The organism is Streptomyces sp. SID13666 (assembly GCF_010548325.1).
GTDB lineage: Bacteria > Actinomycetota > Actinomycetes > Streptomycetales > Streptomycetaceae > Actinacidiphila > Actinacidiphila fildesensis.
In genome coordinates, this window is record NZ_JAAGLX010000001.1 from 444611 (window position 1) to 458893 (window position 14283).

General features: G+C 69.6%; 16 protein-coding genes. 10 read left to right on the top strand and 6 right to left on the bottom strand.

What is annotated here, in order from left to right; all coding sequences use genetic code 11:
• Window positions 1-76 precede the first annotated feature (76 nt).
• The 6 genes from G3I60_RS02175 (at window position 77) to G3I60_RS02200 (ending at window position 5483) form a co-directional block, all read left to right on the top strand.
• Window positions 77-1249, top strand: a complete 1173-nt coding sequence (locus G3I60_RS02175; RefSeq protein WP_164292457.1) for an acyl-CoA dehydrogenase family protein — start codon at window positions 77-79, stop codon at window positions 1247-1249.
• Window positions 1250-1369: 120 nt separating this feature from the next.
• The gene (locus tag G3I60_RS02180) at window positions 1370-2230 is read left to right on the top strand and encodes a 3-hydroxybutyryl-CoA dehydrogenase (RefSeq protein ID WP_164292456.1); all 861 of its coding nucleotides are present in this window, start codon (window positions 1370-1372) and stop codon (window positions 2228-2230) included.
• A 128-nt stretch (window positions 2231-2358) separates the two neighbouring features.
• Window positions 2359-2970, top strand: coding sequence for a TetR/AcrR family transcriptional regulator (locus tag G3I60_RS02185; RefSeq protein ID WP_343240770.1), 612 nt, complete (start codon window positions 2359-2361; stop codon window positions 2968-2970).
• A 174-nt stretch (window positions 2971-3144) separates the two neighbouring features.
• Entirely contained in the window at window positions 3145-3726 is a 582-nt protein-coding gene (locus G3I60_RS02190; RefSeq protein WP_164292454.1) for a hypothetical protein, read from the top strand.
• Entirely contained in the window at window positions 3719-4990 is a 1272-nt protein-coding gene (locus G3I60_RS02195; RefSeq protein ID WP_164292453.1) for an MAB_1171c family putative transporter, read from the top strand. Before G3I60_RS02190 ends, G3I60_RS02195 begins: the two co-directional genes overlap by 8 nt.
• A 40-nt stretch (window positions 4991-5030) precedes the next feature.
• The gene (locus tag G3I60_RS02200; protein ID WP_164292452.1) at window positions 5031-5483 is read left to right on the top strand and encodes an NUDIX hydrolase; all 453 of its coding nucleotides are present in this window, start codon (window positions 5031-5033) and stop codon (window positions 5481-5483) included.
• A gap of 75 nt (window positions 5484-5558) precedes the next feature.
• Here G3I60_RS02200 and G3I60_RS02205 read toward each other — a convergent pair whose 3' ends face one another.
• The 5 genes from G3I60_RS02205 to G3I60_RS02225 all read right to left on the bottom strand — a co-directional run bounded on the left by G3I60_RS02205 (window position 5559) and on the right by G3I60_RS02225 (window position 9692).
• Window positions 5559-6452, bottom strand: a complete 894-nt coding sequence (locus G3I60_RS02205) for a helix-turn-helix domain-containing protein (RefSeq protein ID WP_164292451.1) — start codon at window positions 6450-6452, stop codon at window positions 5559-5561.
• A gap of 267 nt (window positions 6453-6719) precedes the next feature.
• A complete protein-coding gene (locus tag G3I60_RS02210) occupies window positions 6720-7292 on the bottom strand; it encodes a GNAT family N-acetyltransferase (RefSeq protein ID WP_164292450.1) in 573 nt (190 codons plus the stop codon).
• A 107-nt stretch (window positions 7293-7399) separates the two neighbouring features.
• Window positions 7400-8551, bottom strand: coding sequence for an NAD(P)/FAD-dependent oxidoreductase (locus tag G3I60_RS02215; RefSeq protein WP_164292449.1), 1152 nt, complete (start codon window positions 8549-8551; stop codon window positions 7400-7402).
• 52 nt (window positions 8552-8603) lie between these two features.
• A complete protein-coding gene (locus G3I60_RS02220) occupies window positions 8604-9302 on the bottom strand; it encodes a TetR/AcrR family transcriptional regulator (protein ID WP_164292448.1) in 699 nt (232 codons plus the stop codon).
• A gap of 198 nt (window positions 9303-9500) precedes the next feature.
• Window positions 9501-9692, bottom strand: a complete 192-nt coding sequence (locus G3I60_RS02225) for a DUF6381 family protein (RefSeq protein WP_138354655.1) — start codon at window positions 9690-9692, stop codon at window positions 9501-9503.
• Window positions 9693-10074: 382 nt separating this feature from the next.
• Here G3I60_RS02225 and G3I60_RS02230 point away from each other — a divergent pair, with 382 nt between their 5' ends.
• The 4 genes from G3I60_RS02230 to G3I60_RS02245 all read left to right on the top strand — a co-directional run bounded on the left by G3I60_RS02230 (window position 10075) and on the right by G3I60_RS02245 (window position 13674).
• Window positions 10075-10719, top strand: a complete 645-nt coding sequence (locus tag G3I60_RS02230) for a HemK2/MTQ2 family protein methyltransferase (RefSeq protein WP_306664977.1) — start codon at window positions 10075-10077, stop codon at window positions 10717-10719.
• Complete coding sequence (locus tag G3I60_RS02235; protein ID WP_164292447.1) at window positions 10703-10960, top strand: CDGSH iron-sulfur domain-containing protein; 258 nt, start codon at window positions 10703-10705, stop codon at window positions 10958-10960. The genes G3I60_RS02230 and G3I60_RS02235 overlap by 17 nt, the downstream gene beginning before the upstream one ends.
• Window positions 10957-11991, top strand: a complete 1035-nt coding sequence (locus G3I60_RS02240; RefSeq protein WP_164292446.1) for an iron-containing redox enzyme family protein — start codon at window positions 10957-10959, stop codon at window positions 11989-11991. The genes G3I60_RS02235 and G3I60_RS02240 overlap by 4 nt, the downstream gene beginning before the upstream one ends.
• 237 nt (window positions 11992-12228) lie before the next feature.
• On the top strand, window positions 12229-13674 hold the full coding sequence (locus G3I60_RS02245; protein WP_164292445.1) for a cytochrome b N-terminal domain-containing protein: 1446 nt from the start codon (window positions 12229-12231) through the stop codon (window positions 13672-13674).
• 100 nt (window positions 13675-13774) lie between these two features.
• Here the strand turns inward: G3I60_RS02245 and G3I60_RS02250 are convergent, their stop codons facing one another.
• A complete protein-coding gene (locus tag G3I60_RS02250) occupies window positions 13775-14209 on the bottom strand; it encodes a hypothetical protein (protein WP_164292444.1) in 435 nt (144 codons plus the stop codon).
• Window positions 14210-14283 lie beyond the last annotated feature (74 nt).

A 14283-nucleotide genomic window follows, 5' to 3' on the forward strand; every position in this document is an offset into this window, starting at 1 on the left:
CGTCACCGTCCACCGCACACCACCGGGTCATCATCCCGGCTCATCACCCCGGCTCATCACCCTCGCGAGGAACCCCATGGACTTCCGGCTCACCGAACGTCAGATACAGCTCAAGACCGCCGCGCGCTCCCTCACGGAGTTCATCACGCAGTACGAGACCGACTGCGAGACGGACAACGGCCTTTCACCCGAGGCTCATGCCGCCGTGCGCGACGCCGTTCTCGACTCCGGCCTCCAGGCGATCAACATGCCCATCGAGTGGGGCGGTGCCGGACTCACCATCGCCGAGCAGGCCACCGTCCAGGAGGAGCTGGGCCGGCTCACCGGAGCGCTGTGGGACATGGTCTGGCGCCCGGCCAACGCGCTGCGCTTCTGCACACCGGAGCAGCGCGAGCGGTACCTCATCCCGGTCATCAAGGGGCAGCGCCGGGATTGCTACGCGGTCACCGAGCCCAACGCCGGGTCCGATCCGCAGAATCTGGCCACCACGGCCACCAGGACCGCGTCCGGTTGGGTGCTCAACGGTGAGAAGTGGTTCGTCACCGTCGGGGACCACGCCGACTTCATGATCGTGCTGGCGGCGGCGGGGCCCGACCGCGCGCCCACCCTCTTCCTCGTCGACAAGGACACGCCCGGCATCGAGATGACCCGGGTGCCCCGCTTCATGCACACCTTCGTGTACGAGCACCCCGAGTTCACCTTCACCGATGTCCAGCTGGACGACGACGCCATCCTCGGTGGCATCGGCGAGGGCTACGACATCACCCGCTCCTGGTTCACCGAGGAGCGGCTGATGATCGCCGCCCGCACCATCGGCGCCGCCGAGCGCGGGCTGGAGCTGGCCAGGGAATGGGCGCTGGGCCGTGAGCAGTTCGGGTCCCGTATCGCCGATTTCCAGCTGATCCAGGGGATGCTGGCCGACTGCGCCGTGGACATCGCGGTCAACCGCGCCTACACCCACCAGGTCGCGTGGGAGGCCGACCAGCCGCACACCGACCGCAAGATCCTGCACGCCAAGGCGGCTACCGCCAAGCTGTCGGCGAGCGAGGCGTCGGGCCGGGTGATCGACCGGTGCCTGCAGATCTTCGGCGGCCGTGGTTACGACCGCTCGTACCCGGTGGAGCGCATGTACCGCGAGGTGCGGGTGGACCGGATCTGGGAGGGCACCTCCGAGATCCAGCGGCTCATCATCGCCAACGAGCTCATCAAGCGCGGCACCGGAGTCCTGGACCTTCCCGCGACGCGGTGACGTCCGCCGGGAGCCGACCCGGTTCGGCGTAACGCCGCGCAACGCCCGGGAGCGGTCCCGTACGGGACCGCTCCCGGCCCCTCGGCACACCACACCCCGACACACCATGAAGGAGAACCGATGGCCGACATCGCACGGGTGGGCATCGTAGGGTGCGGACTCATGGGCTCCGGCATCGCCGAGGTCTGCGCGCGAGCCGGAATCGATGTGGTGGTCGCGGAGACGGGCGCGGCGGCGGCCCGGGCCGGCCGGGACCGGATCGCGCGGTCCCTGGAGCGCGCCACGGCCCACGGCAAGCTCGACGCCGCGGACCGCGACGCGGCACTGGCACGTATCACCGTCGTCGCGGATCTCGACGTCCTGCACGACCGGGACCTGGTCGTCGAGGCGGTCGCCGAGGACGAGCGGACGAAGGTCGCGGTGTTCACCCGGCTCGACGCCGTGGTCACCCGGCCGGACGCGATCCTGGCCACCAACACCTCCTCCATCCCGGTGATCCGGCTGGCTGCTGCCACCTCCCGGCCGGGGCAGGTGATCGGCGTGCACTTCTTCAATCCGGTCCCCGTGCTGCGACTGGTGGAGCTCGTGCCCTCGCTCCTCACCTCCGCAACGACGATCCAGCGGGCGGAGGCGTTCGCCCGCGACACCCTCGGCAAGGAGATCGTGCGTGCCCAGGACCGGGCGGGCTTCGTGGTCAACGCGCTCCTCGTTCCCTACCTGCTGGCCGCCGTGCGCATGGTCGAGTCCGGTACCGCCTCGATCGAGGACATCGACCGGGGGATGGTCCTGGGCTGCGCCCACCCGCTCGGCCCGCTCGCACTGACCGACCTGATCGGCCTGGACACCACCCGCGCCATCGCCGAATCGATGTACGCGGAGTTCAAGGAGCCCCTGTACTCACCGCCGCCGCTGCTGTCCCGGATGGTCGAGGCGGGCCTGCTCGGGCGCAAGACGGGACGCGGGTTCCACACCTACGTCTGACCTGGCCCGGTTCCCGGGCATCGGGGCCGCCGCACCGCGGCCGTGAGGCGCGCCCCCGGTCCCGGTGGTCCGGATCATGGGAGAGGATGGTCGGGTCACCGCGCCGACGACAACTGGGGAGCACAACCGTGGCCACGAACGGGCGCACGACGGAGACCCGCGAGCGGATTCTGTCCGCCGCCTGCGAAGTGATCGCCGAGACCGGGTTCGAAAAGATCCGGATGTGGATGGTGGCGGAACGGGCGGGTGTGTCGACCGCGCTGTTGCACTACCACTACAAGACCCGCGACAAGCTCTTCACCGAGGCGATGACCCATTCGTTCGCCAACACCACCGTGGACCTCGAGCGTGACGCGGACTCGGTGGCACCGTCGGTCATCCTGGCCCGCATCGTACGGAGTCTGCTCCCCATGGACCCCGAGCTGCGCCAGGACTGGCGCCTGTGGCAGGAACTGTGGGTGCGGGCGCTGCGCGACGAGGAGACGCAGCGGTTCGCCGTCGACCTGTACGACCAGCTCCAGGAGTGGGTCTCCGGCGCGTTGAACCGGGGAATCCAGGCGGGCGAATTCACCGACACCGACGTCGCCGCGCTCAGCACCCACATCCTCGCCCTGTGCGACGGCTACGGCATCCGCCTCATGCTCAGCGATCCGAAGGTCACCTCCGACAGCGCGCTGGACGCCGTCTGGCGGGCGATCGCCGCCGCGCTGGGGATCGCACCGGCCTTCCCGAAGATCTGAACGCGACGGGTCGCATCCCCGAGCCGCCGCAAGGGCGGCCGGTGCGTGGGGTGTCCGTGGGGTGGCGTACCGTTACTGCTCGAACAGGCGAACCGAACGGCCGCTGCGACCTGAGCGTGCCCGCCGACAGGATCCGACCACTCCTGCCCACGGCACATGCGAGGAGGAGCAGCCATGCGGTGGCATCGCCGCGATCCCATGGCGCCGGGCGCGCTGCGCCGGGAGTGCCGTCGCATCCTGCGGGAGATGCCGGTGCCGGACCCCTTCACCGTGGCCGGGTTCATCAAGAACATCGAGGCGGAGCGCGGCCGTGAGATCCGCCTGGTCGAGTTGCCCGCCGATGTGCCGGGCCAGACCGGAGCCTGCGGCCTGTGGGTGAAGCACCGTCAGCGTCCGCTGGACCTGATTCTGCACGTGCAGGGGACGACGAAGTTCCACCGAAAAAAGATCATCTTCCATGAGCTGTGCCATCTGTGGTGCGAGGACGGCTCCGGCGCGGAGCGGGAACAGCTCACGCTGCTCTTCCCCGGCATGCCCCCGGAAATGATCGACAGGCTGCTGTCCACCGGTCAGGTCATGGCCCGCAGCGGCTATGCCACGCACGCCGAGGCCCGGGCCGAAACGCTGGCCGATCTGCTGCATCACGAGACCCGGCACGCCCGGATCACCGGTGACGTGACCCTGCGAAATCTCGACGAAAGCCTGTCGCGGCCCATCGCGGGCCCGCGCCGCAAGAAGGTGCTGCCTCATGACTGACGTCATCGCTTACGTAATCATCGCTCTGCTGCTCTTCCAGGCGGTGTGGCGGGTACCGGCCGCACTGCGCGGGCAGTCCCGGGAACGGTCGCTGTGGGGCGCGTTCGCGGCGCTCGCCGTCGCGTGGCTGCTGCGCACCGGCCTGGGCAGGGCCGTCATCGACCGTCTCGGTGTCGTCGACCTCGCGACCCTGCTCAAGCACGTCATCACGATCGCCGGTATCTGCGTGCTGCTCCGATACGTCACGGCGGTCGACGGCGACGTAGCCGCGTCCGAAGGCGCCGTCCTGCGACGCGTCCGCATCACCGCGGCCGTGCACCGCATCGCCACCAGAGCTTCCATAGCAACCATGCTGGTCATGGCCGCGGTGTTCTTCATCGTCCTGGACCGCACGCGCACCGAGAGCCCGTACTTCATGGCCCGCCATGCCGGCGAGGTGGGACTGGCGCTCTACATGGGCCTGTTCTACCTCTACACGGCCGCGGCAGCCGCGGTCTGCGCCTACCAGTGGGGCAGTTCCGCCCGCCGGGCGCAGCGCTGGACGCTCAGGATCGGCCTGACGATGATGGCCTTCGCGATGGCCCTGGCCGTGCTGTACGCCTTCCTGCGCACCGCCTACTGCGCGTTCATCACGGTCCACACGGTCTCCATGAGCTTCGTCGACCTGCAGGAGAACGTGACGGACACCGTGCTGTACCTGGTGTTCCTGCTGTGGGTCCTGGGCGCGATCGCGCCGGCCACCCAGTCCGTCATCGACCGCAGGAGGGCGAAGCGGACGCTGACCGCGCTCTACCCCCTGTGGCGCGAACTGGCCCTGGCCGTCCCCTCGGTCGTTCTCCGCGCCCCCAGTAACCTGCTGCCCGGCCACCGCTTCGCCGCGCGTCTGAACCGGGCCCGGGACCTCATGAAGCTCTCCCCGCCGCCCTACCTGCTCCTGGAGCGCTACATCACGGAGATCAGCGACGTGCAGCGCACCTTGAGCCACTACGCGTCGCCGGGTCTGTACACGCGGGCCAAGGCACTCGCCGACGGTCAGGGCCACACCGAGGACGAGGCCCGCGCCGTCGCCGACGCCTACTGGATCAAGAGCGCGCTGGTTGCCATGGCCTCCGGTGCGGTGGCCCACAGCGCTCCGGTCGACGCACCTCCCGCCGATGACGATTTCGACATCCAGGTGGAACGGTTCGTGCGGGCCCAGGCGGCCTACGGCCGGACCGACCCGGAGACCGCCCGGGACCTGCTCCAGACCGACGTGACCGTGTAGCCGACCTTCCGACCGTCAGAGAAAGGTGAACAGCACCGACATGACCGACAACAACGCCCGCCCCACCGTGTCCGCTGGTCTGCTGTGCTTCAACGAGCACGGGCACGCCCTGTTCGTGAACCCGACCTACAAGCCGTTCTGGAACCTGCCCGGCGGGCACGTCGAGCAGGGCGAGACCCCGGCAATCGCGGCGGTACGGGAGGGCCGGGAGGAACTCGGCATCGACGTGGAGCTCGGGCCGCTGCTCGCCACCGCCTGGATCACCGTCCCCGGCCGCGGCGAGCAGGTGCTCTTCGTCTTCGACGGTGGGGAACTCAGCCCCGAACAGCAGGCGGCGATCACCGTCCAGGAGAGCGAACTCAGCGAGCACGCCTTCTTCCCCACGGATGACATCGATCCGGCTGTGGCTCCGCCGCACCTGCTCGGCCTCCTGCAGAGTGCCCTGCGCGCCCGCGCCGAGGGCGGCGTGGCGTACCTGGAGGTCAGCGTCTGACCGGTGGCCGGATTCCGGAGGGGGTGGTGCCACGGGGGTCCGTGTCACCCCCCCTTCCGTTGTCGGCCCGGCGGGTCAGTCCAGATCCGTGTCGGTGCCCACGCCCGGCAGTTTGCCGTCCTCGATGTCGTCCAGCAGATCGTTGAGGAAGGACACCAGCCGGGTGTTCAGGGCACCCCCGCCACCGCGTGTCGCCATGTTGCCGACTTCGCCGCACCGGAACGAGGCGATCAGCTCCAGGTTCGCGGCGAGCTCGCGCACGGCTTCGTCGTCGGGCCGGAAGAACTGCGGCGGAGCGTGATAGGCCGCCGCGAGGCCGTCCAGGATCTGCGGTGACGCGTCCGTGCGGGCGCCGGTGCGCAGGTCGCGCACGCTGCTCTCCGAGACCACCGTGCTGCCGGCCTGCGCGTTGATGACCTGGGCGATCTCCGCGTCGGTGGGCGGTGTCTGCCCACCCTGGTACGTGTGATCGACCATGAAGCTGATCTTCTCGGACAGGGTGCGCGGGTCGCGGCGACGATCGTCCGACGGCGGCTGGGGGAGGGGGGCGTCATTGCCGAAGGACCGTTCCTGTGCCGCCAGCAACTCCTGGACGCTCACCCCGTACGCGGCGGCCAGGGCCTCGGCGAAGGCCGTCTGGAGGCGGCGTACGCCCCGTTCGGCGTTGGCGACGGGCCCGGCGCTCTTGGTCCCCAGGATGTCCTTGGTCTGGTACTGGGAGTAGCCGGCATCGCACCGCAGGTCGGCGAGATCGGGCAGCCCCTCACGCGGGAACAGCTCGTCCAGATCCGCCCTGAGGGCGGTGGCCAGGGAGGGCAGCTTGTCCCCGTCCGGGGAGGACTGTTCGGTCTCCCAACTGGCCACGGTCGGATCGGCTATGCCGAGGGCCTTCGCGACCTGGCTCTGCGTCAGATCGGCAGCACGGCGCACCGCGCGGACGCGGCGGCCGTCGAAGTGACGCGAAGGCATTCAGCTGCTCCCCGGCTGCTGGTTGTCGTGGACAGGAAAACCTTAACCACTTGATCCGTTCATTGAATCAAGATAACTTCGATTCGACGAACCGAGCGGGCGACCTCTCGTCCGGGCGTCGCCGGCGTGGTCCCGGCCCGCCCTGAACGGCGCCGCGTCCACGGCTCAGCACGGCACACACAAGCTACCCACCTGGTGACGTACGGGGGTCGTCACCAGGTGGGTGTCCTACCCACGCCCGGCGTCGAGGACGCCGAGCGCGTCGTGTCAGCGCAGGTCGAGCCGCATCAGGATCCGGGGATGGCCGGCCAGTACCGAGGTGGTGTCGGCGGCGTGGGCGAATCCCGCGCGTTCGAAGTTCTTCCGGATCCCCGCGTACGCCATGGTCAGGTCGACCCTGGCATCCCCGTTGTCGAGAGGGTATGCCTCGATAGCCGGTGCGCCGTGGGCGCGGGCGAACTCGACCGCGCCGGCGATGAGGGAGTGCGAGATCCCCTTCTTCCGGTGGCCGGGGCGGACCCGGACGCACCACAGCGCCCAGACCGGCAGTTCGTCGACGTGCGGGATCTTGCGGTTGCGCGCGAAGGAGGTGTCGGAGCGCGGTGCCACGGCGGCCCAGCCGACCGGCTCGTCATCGTCATAGGCGAGGACACCGGGCGGGGGTTCGGCCCGGCACAGCTCGGCGACGTACTCACCGCGCGCTGGCCCGCGCAGCTCGTTGTTGAGCTTGGACGGAATCCGGTAGCTCAGGCACCAGCAGACGTTCGCTGTCGGCGACTTCGGGCCGATCACGGCGCGGACATCGTCGAAGGCCGAAGCCGGGCGCACCTCGATGGTCACGACACCACACTGCCACGGCGGACGGGGCCACGCCGCCCGACTTCTCTACGAGCGGGGACCGGCCATCGCCGGGCACGGGTTCCGCGGGGCGGCGCGACCGGCGGCGCTCATGCCGTCCGTACGTCGAAAGAGGCGAACATGTCCACCAGCGGCTGCGGGGCGCGGTCGTTGAAGATGACGTCCAGGCCTTCCGCGGACTGCTGAGCCGTCTCTTCGCTGCGGGGGAAGAGGACCTCCTCGTAGGCGGCGAGAGCTGTCTCGACGTCGTTCGGATGTGCGGCCAGGAAGCGCCCCAGATCCGCGCCGTCGATCATGGCGAGGTTGGCTCCTTCGCCGGCGAACGGCGACATCAGGTGGGCCGCGTCGCCGAGCAGGGTCACTCCCGGCACCCGCTTCCAGTGGTGGCCGATGGGCAGGGCATGGATCAGCCGGGGGATCAGTGAGCCGTCCGCGTCGGCGACCAGCTGTCGCAGCTCGGGTGCCCAGTCGGCGAAGTGTTCCAGCACGGCTGCTTTGGCGGCGGCCGTGTCGGTGAAGTCGATGGTCGACAGCCAGTCCTCGGCGGCACGCAGCGCGGTGTAGATGTGCAGGCTGCCGTCGGTCTCCCGGTGGCCGAGGAAGCCCTTGTCGTCGCCCAGCGCGAAGAACATACCGCCGCCGATCAGCTGCGCGGCCCCGGCATGGCGGGCGTCGGCGTCCAGGAGGTCCACCTCGACGAAGGAGATCCCGGTGTACGCGGGGGTCGCGTCGGAGAGCAGGTGGCGGGTGCGGGACCAGGCGCCGTCGGCGCCGATGAGCAAGCCGGTGGTGAACAGGGTTCCGTCGGCGAGGGTGACCTCGTGCCGCCCGTCGCCCAGGGAGCGGGTCGAGGCGACCTTGGTGCCCCAGCGGACGGTGCCCGCCGGGAGGGAGCCGAGCAGCAGGTCGCGAAGGTCGCCGCGGTCGATCTCGGGCCGGCCGTTCGTGCCGTCGTCCGCCTCGTCGCGCACCAGGCGGGCGTTCTTGTCGAAGACGCGTGTGGCCTCGCCGCCCCGGTGGACTTTGGCGAGGAACGTGTCGTGCAGGTGCGCGGCGTGCAATGCGGCCTGTCCGGTCTCTTCGTGGATGTCGAGCATGCCGCCCTGGGCGCGGGTCCGGGAGGAGGCTTCGAGGTCGAAGACGGCCGTTTCGATGCCGTGGACGTGCAGGACACGGGCGAGGGTGAGGCCACCGAGACCGGCGCCGATGATGGCGATGGGGTGGTGCGGAGGGGTGCTCATGGCGGAGCTCGATTCTCTTCGGGGGAGGGGTCAGGCCGGATGGTCGGGCCGGTCAGGGCGCGGGCCGCTCCGTGGTGAGGGTGCCGTTGATGACGGAGTGGAAGATCCAGGTGAGGCGCTGTTCCGGGGTTCCGGAGACGAGGTCGTCGGCAAGTGCGGCAATGCGCGGATGCGTGCCCGGCGAGGCCCCCCGCACTGCGGTGACCAGGGCGTTGTGTTCGTCCACGCTGTCGACGGCGTGGGCGCGGGTGGAGTGTTCGGCGGCGGTGGCAGTGGCTGTCTGGAGCAGCACGTCCACTCCCCAGGCGGCCTGCGGTCCGGGCACCCGGCCTTCGTGCAACAGGGTGAGGATGGCCTCGACCAGGGCCAGGTAGTTGCTGCCTGAGGGCCGGGCGACCAGGGCGGAGTGAGCCAGCGCGGAATTCTCGAGAAGCACGCGGGTGTAGGAGATCAGCACCCGCGTCAGCCGGTCGCGCCAGTCGCCATCGCCTTCGCTGGCAGCGGGCGAGAGGTCCACGGAGCCCAGCAGTTCGTCCAGGATCGCCGCGTGCAGCTCGGCGGTGTTGGCCACGTACACGTAGAGCGACGCAGGGCCGGTGTCGAGCTCCTGGGCAAGACGTCGCATCGTGACGCGCTGCAGCCCTTCGGCTTCCATCAGACGGACCGCGGTCTCGACGATGCCTTCGTAGGTGAGGGCGGGCTTGGCGGGCCGCTCGCGGCGGCTGCGGGGTGCGGGGGTTCGCGGGGTCACCCGACCAGTGTAACGAACATGTTCGTTACGAACAAGTTCGTCGTGCCATCACGCCTGCGGATCTGCACCATGGACGCCCAGGAGGCGGTCGACAAGGTCCTCGCGGCGGGAGCCCGGCTCGTCACGCCGCCGACCGACCTGGCCTTCGGCGAAATGGCCGCGCGTCCGGGGCCGCCGCCGCAAGGCGCTGTTCTTGCGCTACATCATCGGGTCGCTGTCCCTGCGGGCGATGCTGCTTTCCTGCTCGCTCTGATCCTTCAGCCGACGGGCCTTGTCCTTCAGCCGCTGGCGGTGCTCCGGATCAGTGGCCCGCTCCGCGGCCTGTTCCAGCTCCTGCGCCTTTGTTCGCATCTGCCGTATCCGGCCGTTGGACTCTTCTGCGACGCTCATGGTGATCACTCCCTTGGGTAGCCGAGCGGGCCCTGCCGACAGGGCAGTGCCGGTGCTCCTCCGCACGTCGAGGACCGCGTCACGGAACACCCTCTCCACGGGGAGCCTTCCCGTCGTACCCGGGATGAGAACCTCCCGGATCGGCGGCGGCCCGCCCCGCGCCGGTTCCGCGCGGGTTCCGCGCCGGGAATCACGGTGGCCACGAGCCCCGCCGTAGCACGAGCGCACCACATCGTCACGGAGTGTCATGGCTCCCATGGCGGTCCGGGATGAGTGCGCGGAGAGTTGATGGCGAGTTGGATTTCGCTCTCGTGGTCTCCCTGAGTGGAGGATATTCATGACTGTCGAAATGCCACGGCCGGCCCAGGGCCCTCCTGCACGCATGCTGACCCTGCCGGGCGTCTACGTCCCCCAGTACGACACACAGTTCCTGATGGCGGCGCTGGACCAGGAAGAGATGCGCCCTGGCAGTGACGTCCTGGATCTGGGCACGGGCAGTGGGGCGCTCGCGGTGCGGGCCGCACAACTGGGCGGGCGCGTCACGGCTGTCGACATCGCCTGGCGTGCGGTGATCACCGCACGGCTGAACGCCTTCCTCTGCCGACAGCGGGTCACCGTCCGGCGTGGAGATCTCACAGCGTCGGTATCCCGACGCTCCTACGACATCGTGCTCAGCAACCCTCCCTACGTGCCCGCTCCCAGCGGGCTGCCGCCCGGGCGCGGGCAGGCGCGCTCCTGGGACGCCGGGGGCGACGGCCGGGCCCTTGTGGACCGCATCTGCGATGTGGCACCCGCTGTCGTGCGTCCCCAGGGCGTGCTGCTCCTGGTGCATTCGGATCTGTGCGGCACCGAGGCCACCTTGCGGCGCCTGTCGCTGGCGGGAATGCGGGCAACGGTGAGCGAGCGCGCGCTCGTGCCCTTTGGGCCGGTGCTGCGTTCCCGGTTGCCGTGGCTGCGCGAACGGGGACTGATAGCCGACAGCCAGGACCGGGAAGAGCTGGTGATCATCCGTGCCGAACACGCCTGAACGGCCCCGCCGCATCACCGTCGACCCGGAGGGACCACTCCTGGTGGAGGGACCGGTGGAGGTCGTCGCGGACGACGGCAGTGTCTCCACGTCACATCGTTTCGTCGCCGCGATTTGTACCTGTCGGCGCAGCCGGATCTACCCCTGGTGCGACACCAGTCACCGGCGCCGCACCAGGACGGACGAGAAGGTCGACCAAGAGGGTGCGGCTGAACCCGCCGCCGGCGGGGTCGGGCGATGACCGCCTATCAGGAGTCGCGGAGCGTGCGGCCCGTCCTGCCGGTAGGGCGAGGTGAGCTGTCCCATGCGGTGATCGCGGCGTTGGCCGGGGGGCGACCTCTGGCGGCCGGTACGGAGACCGTGCGGGCGGATCCCTATGGCGACGATCTGCAACTCGCCCTCTACGTCCTGTACGAACTGCACTACCAGGGCTTCGCGGGCGTGGACGATGAGCGGGAATGGGACCCGGAACTGCTGGAGTTCCGGCGCGTGCTCGAACAGCGTTTCCTCGAATCCCTTCGCTGCCAGGTCCGTTCCGCATCCAGTGCGGAGGAAGCGTTGGCCGCCCTCCTGGTCGAGCCTGTCGTCGCAGACCACGAGGATGCCGGGGTCAGCCACCATCTGCAGCGCGAGGGCTCGCTGGAGAACCTGCGGGAGTACGCGGCCCTGCGCTCCCTCTACCACCTCAAGGAGGCGGACCCGCACGCCTGGGTGCTTCCCCGGTTGTACGGCCGTGCCAAGGCCGCGATGGCCGCCGTCGAGTTCGACGAGTTCGGCGCCGGCCGCGCGCAGGACCTCCATGCCCGGCTCTATGCCGATCTCATGGAGGACCTCTCGCTGGACATCGGCTACGGGCACTACCTCGACGCGGCCCCCGCCGAGGCACTCGCGACGGTCAACCAGATGTCGCTGTTCGGCCTGCACCGAAGCCTGCGCGGAGCTCTGGTAGGTCACTTCGCCGCTGTCGAGGTGACCTCGTCACCGGGCTCCCGCCGCCTGGCCCAGGCGATGCGGCGAACGGGGGCGGGACCGGCCGCGGAACGGTTCTACGACGAGCACGTCGAAGCCGACGCCGTCCACGAACAAATCGTGCGCCGCGACGTGATCGGCGGTCTGCTGGCCGATGAGCCCCAGCTCGAAGCCGACATCGCCTTCGGTATCGAGAGCACGAAGTTCCTGGAGGACCGCCTCGGCGCCCACCTCCTGCACGCTTGGCGCGGCAACCGCAGCGCCCTGCGAAGGCCGCTGAACAGCGTCCTGCCCACGCCATGAAGGCCGGGGTCTTCGGGCGGCACCAGGAACGGTAGTGAGCCCCCGCGCCACCCACGACATCGGCCCGTGAGAACTCGAGGATTTCTCACGGGCCGTCGTGTCACATTTCTTCGTCCCCCGGTGTCTTAGTAGCGCAGGCATGAAAACAGCCGACGCTGCCGACCGGGAGGCCGGCGCCCGGCGACCGCCAAGGAGGGCGCTGGCATGGGCAAGCGGACACCCGCCGGAGGACGCACCATGACGAGACTGCTCGCTGCGGTATCCCCGGCCGGGCCGGCGCGGCGGTGGTCGCGGCGGCGTACACCGGCGGACCCCTGGTCGACGCTGTTCGGCAAGATCGCCGCCTACACGTTCGTCGTACTCGTCGTCACCGGCATCCTTCTGGCCCTGTTCTACCGGCCGGACATGGCGGGCAGTCGCTACGAAGGTTCCTACCGCCCGCTGCACGGGGTGGTCGTGAGCCACGCCTACGCGTCGACCCTTCGCCTCAGCCTCGAGGTGCGCGGCGGCCTCCTGCTGCGGCAGGTGCACCACTGGGCCACGCTGATATTCGTCGCCGCGATCTGCCTCAAGCTGGTTCGCATGTTCTTCACCGGGGCGTTCCGCAGGCCACGCCTGCCGCTCTGGTCGATCTGGGTGATGCTGCTCGTGCTGGCCATGGCAACCGGGCTGACCGGCACGATCCTGCCGGACGACATGCTGTCCGGCGGCAGCCTGGGGCTCGTCCAGGGCATCCTCCAGTCGATCCCGCTGATCGGAACCCGTCTGACCTTCTGGCTGTTCGACGGCGAGTTCCCGGGCGAGGCCATCATTCCCCGCTTCTACTGGCTGCACGCGGTGGTGCTGCCGGTCGCGATCATCGGCCTGTTCGTCCTGCGGCACCGGCTCGTGCGGAAGCACGGCCACCCCCGGCTGCCGGCGGCAGCCACCCGCCGTCCTCGGTGGCTGGGGCCGCTCCCGGTGACCGCCGGACCGGCGCTGTTCTTCGGAACCTGCGGGGTGCTGGTGCTGCTCGGCGCACTCGCCCAGATCAACCCGATCTGGCTGCTCGGCCCTTATCGTCCCGGAGAGATCACCGCGGGGGCGGTTCCGGACTGGTACCTGGGCTTCCTGGACGGCGCGGTGCGGCTCATGCCGGGCTGGGAGTTCGAGGTGGCGGGCCGCACGCTGACCCTCGCGGTGCTGGTGCCCGCGCTGATCATCCCCGGCGCGTTCTTCACCTTCCTGGCGGCGTACCCGCTGATCGAACGTCGTCTGACCGGTGACAGGGAACTGCACGACGAGCTGGATCGCCCCCGCGACGCGGCGACCCGCACGGCGGTCGGGGCGGGGGCCCTCGCCTTCTACGGACTCCTGTGGGCTGCCGCTGCCAACGACCAGATCGCTGTCCACTTCCATCTGTCCCTCAACGACGTCACCCAGTTCTTCCGGGTAGCCGTTCTGGCCGGACCGGTACTCGCGTTCGTTCTCACCCGCTGGTTCTGCCTCGGACTGCTGGAGCGAGCAGGCGACGAGGCCGCGCACGGCCGCGAGACCGGACGGATCGTCAGAACCCCGGAGGGCGGCTACATCGAGATCATGGAACCGGTCCGGGACAGGCGGAAGCCCGCCTCCATCGACCCGCCCGGTTCAAGTGGCCTACGCCCGACGGGATCCCGCCCACGGGCCGACCTGCACCAGTAGTGGTCAGTACCGATCGCGGACTTCGGCGGGGTCGGTGTCTTCGCCCACACAGAGGGCAATGTGCCCTACCTGATCGTCTACCGGCACAAGGCCCAGCTCGTCAGCCGGCGGTTTCGTTCGAGTAGACGAGCAGCGCCCACAGCACGAGGACATCCAGTGCGATCGCAACCATTGCCCATACCGGGTAGTACGGCAGGAAGATGAACTGCAGCGCCATGGTCGTGGCCGCGAGGAGCACGCCGGCGCCCTTGGCCCATGGCATCCCGATCAGCAGGCACAGGCCGACCACGACGAGAGCCGCGCCGAAGAGCAGGTGGATCCATCCCCAGGCGGTGACATTGAACCCGTAGGCGTAGTTGACGACCGCTGTGTAGGGGTCGTTCTTCGCGATGGCGGAGGCACCCTGCAGAATGCCGAGGACGCCGCTGATCGCCAGGACCACCCCGGCGAACGCCGCTCCTCGCGGTGCCGGCGCCCTGGCGTGGTCCGTTCGCCCGCTGGTGCGGGGTACTCCACCCGACGGCTGGGCTGTCATCAGAACCTCCGTTGTCCGACGTTCCGGGACTGCGAACCGGGGTCCTTCGCGTGCCGATCCAGTCGAATCGTCCA

Coding starts and splice junctions, on each gene's coding strand:
- G3I60_RS02175 (WP_164292457.1), top strand. CDS start 77: ATGGACTTCCGGCTCACCGAACGTCAGATACAGCTCAAGACCGCCGCG.
- G3I60_RS02180 (WP_164292456.1), top strand. CDS start 1,370: ATGGCCGACATCGCACGGGTGGGCATCGTAGGGTGCGGACTCATGGGC.
- G3I60_RS02190 (WP_164292454.1), top strand. CDS start 3,145: ATGCGGTGGCATCGCCGCGATCCCATGGCGCCGGGCGCGCTGCGCCGG.
- G3I60_RS02195 (WP_164292453.1), top strand. CDS start 3,719: ATGACTGACGTCATCGCTTACGTAATCATCGCTCTGCTGCTCTTCCAG.
- G3I60_RS02200 (WP_164292452.1), top strand. CDS start 5,031: ATGACCGACAACAACGCCCGCCCCACCGTGTCCGCTGGTCTGCTGTGC.
- G3I60_RS02205 (WP_164292451.1), bottom strand. CDS start 6,452: ATGCCTTCGCGTCACTTCGACGGCCGCCGCGTCCGCGCGGTGCGCCGT.
- G3I60_RS02215 (WP_164292449.1), bottom strand. CDS start 8,551: ATGAGCACCCCTCCGCACCACCCCATCGCCATCATCGGCGCCGGTCTC.
- G3I60_RS02225 (WP_138354655.1), bottom strand. CDS start 9,692: ATGAGCGTCGCAGAAGAGTCCAACGGCCGGATACGGCAGATGCGAACA.
- G3I60_RS02230 (WP_306664977.1), top strand. CDS start 10,075: ATGCTGACCCTGCCGGGCGTCTACGTCCCCCAGTACGACACACAGTTC.
- G3I60_RS02240 (WP_164292446.1), top strand. CDS start 10,957: ATGACCGCCTATCAGGAGTCGCGGAGCGTGCGGCCCGTCCTGCCGGTA.
- G3I60_RS02245 (WP_164292445.1), top strand. CDS start 12,229: ATGACGAGACTGCTCGCTGCGGTATCCCCGGCCGGGCCGGCGCGGCGG.
- G3I60_RS02250 (WP_164292444.1), bottom strand. CDS start 14,209: ATGACAGCCCAGCCGTCGGGTGGAGTACCCCGCACCAGCGGGCGAACG.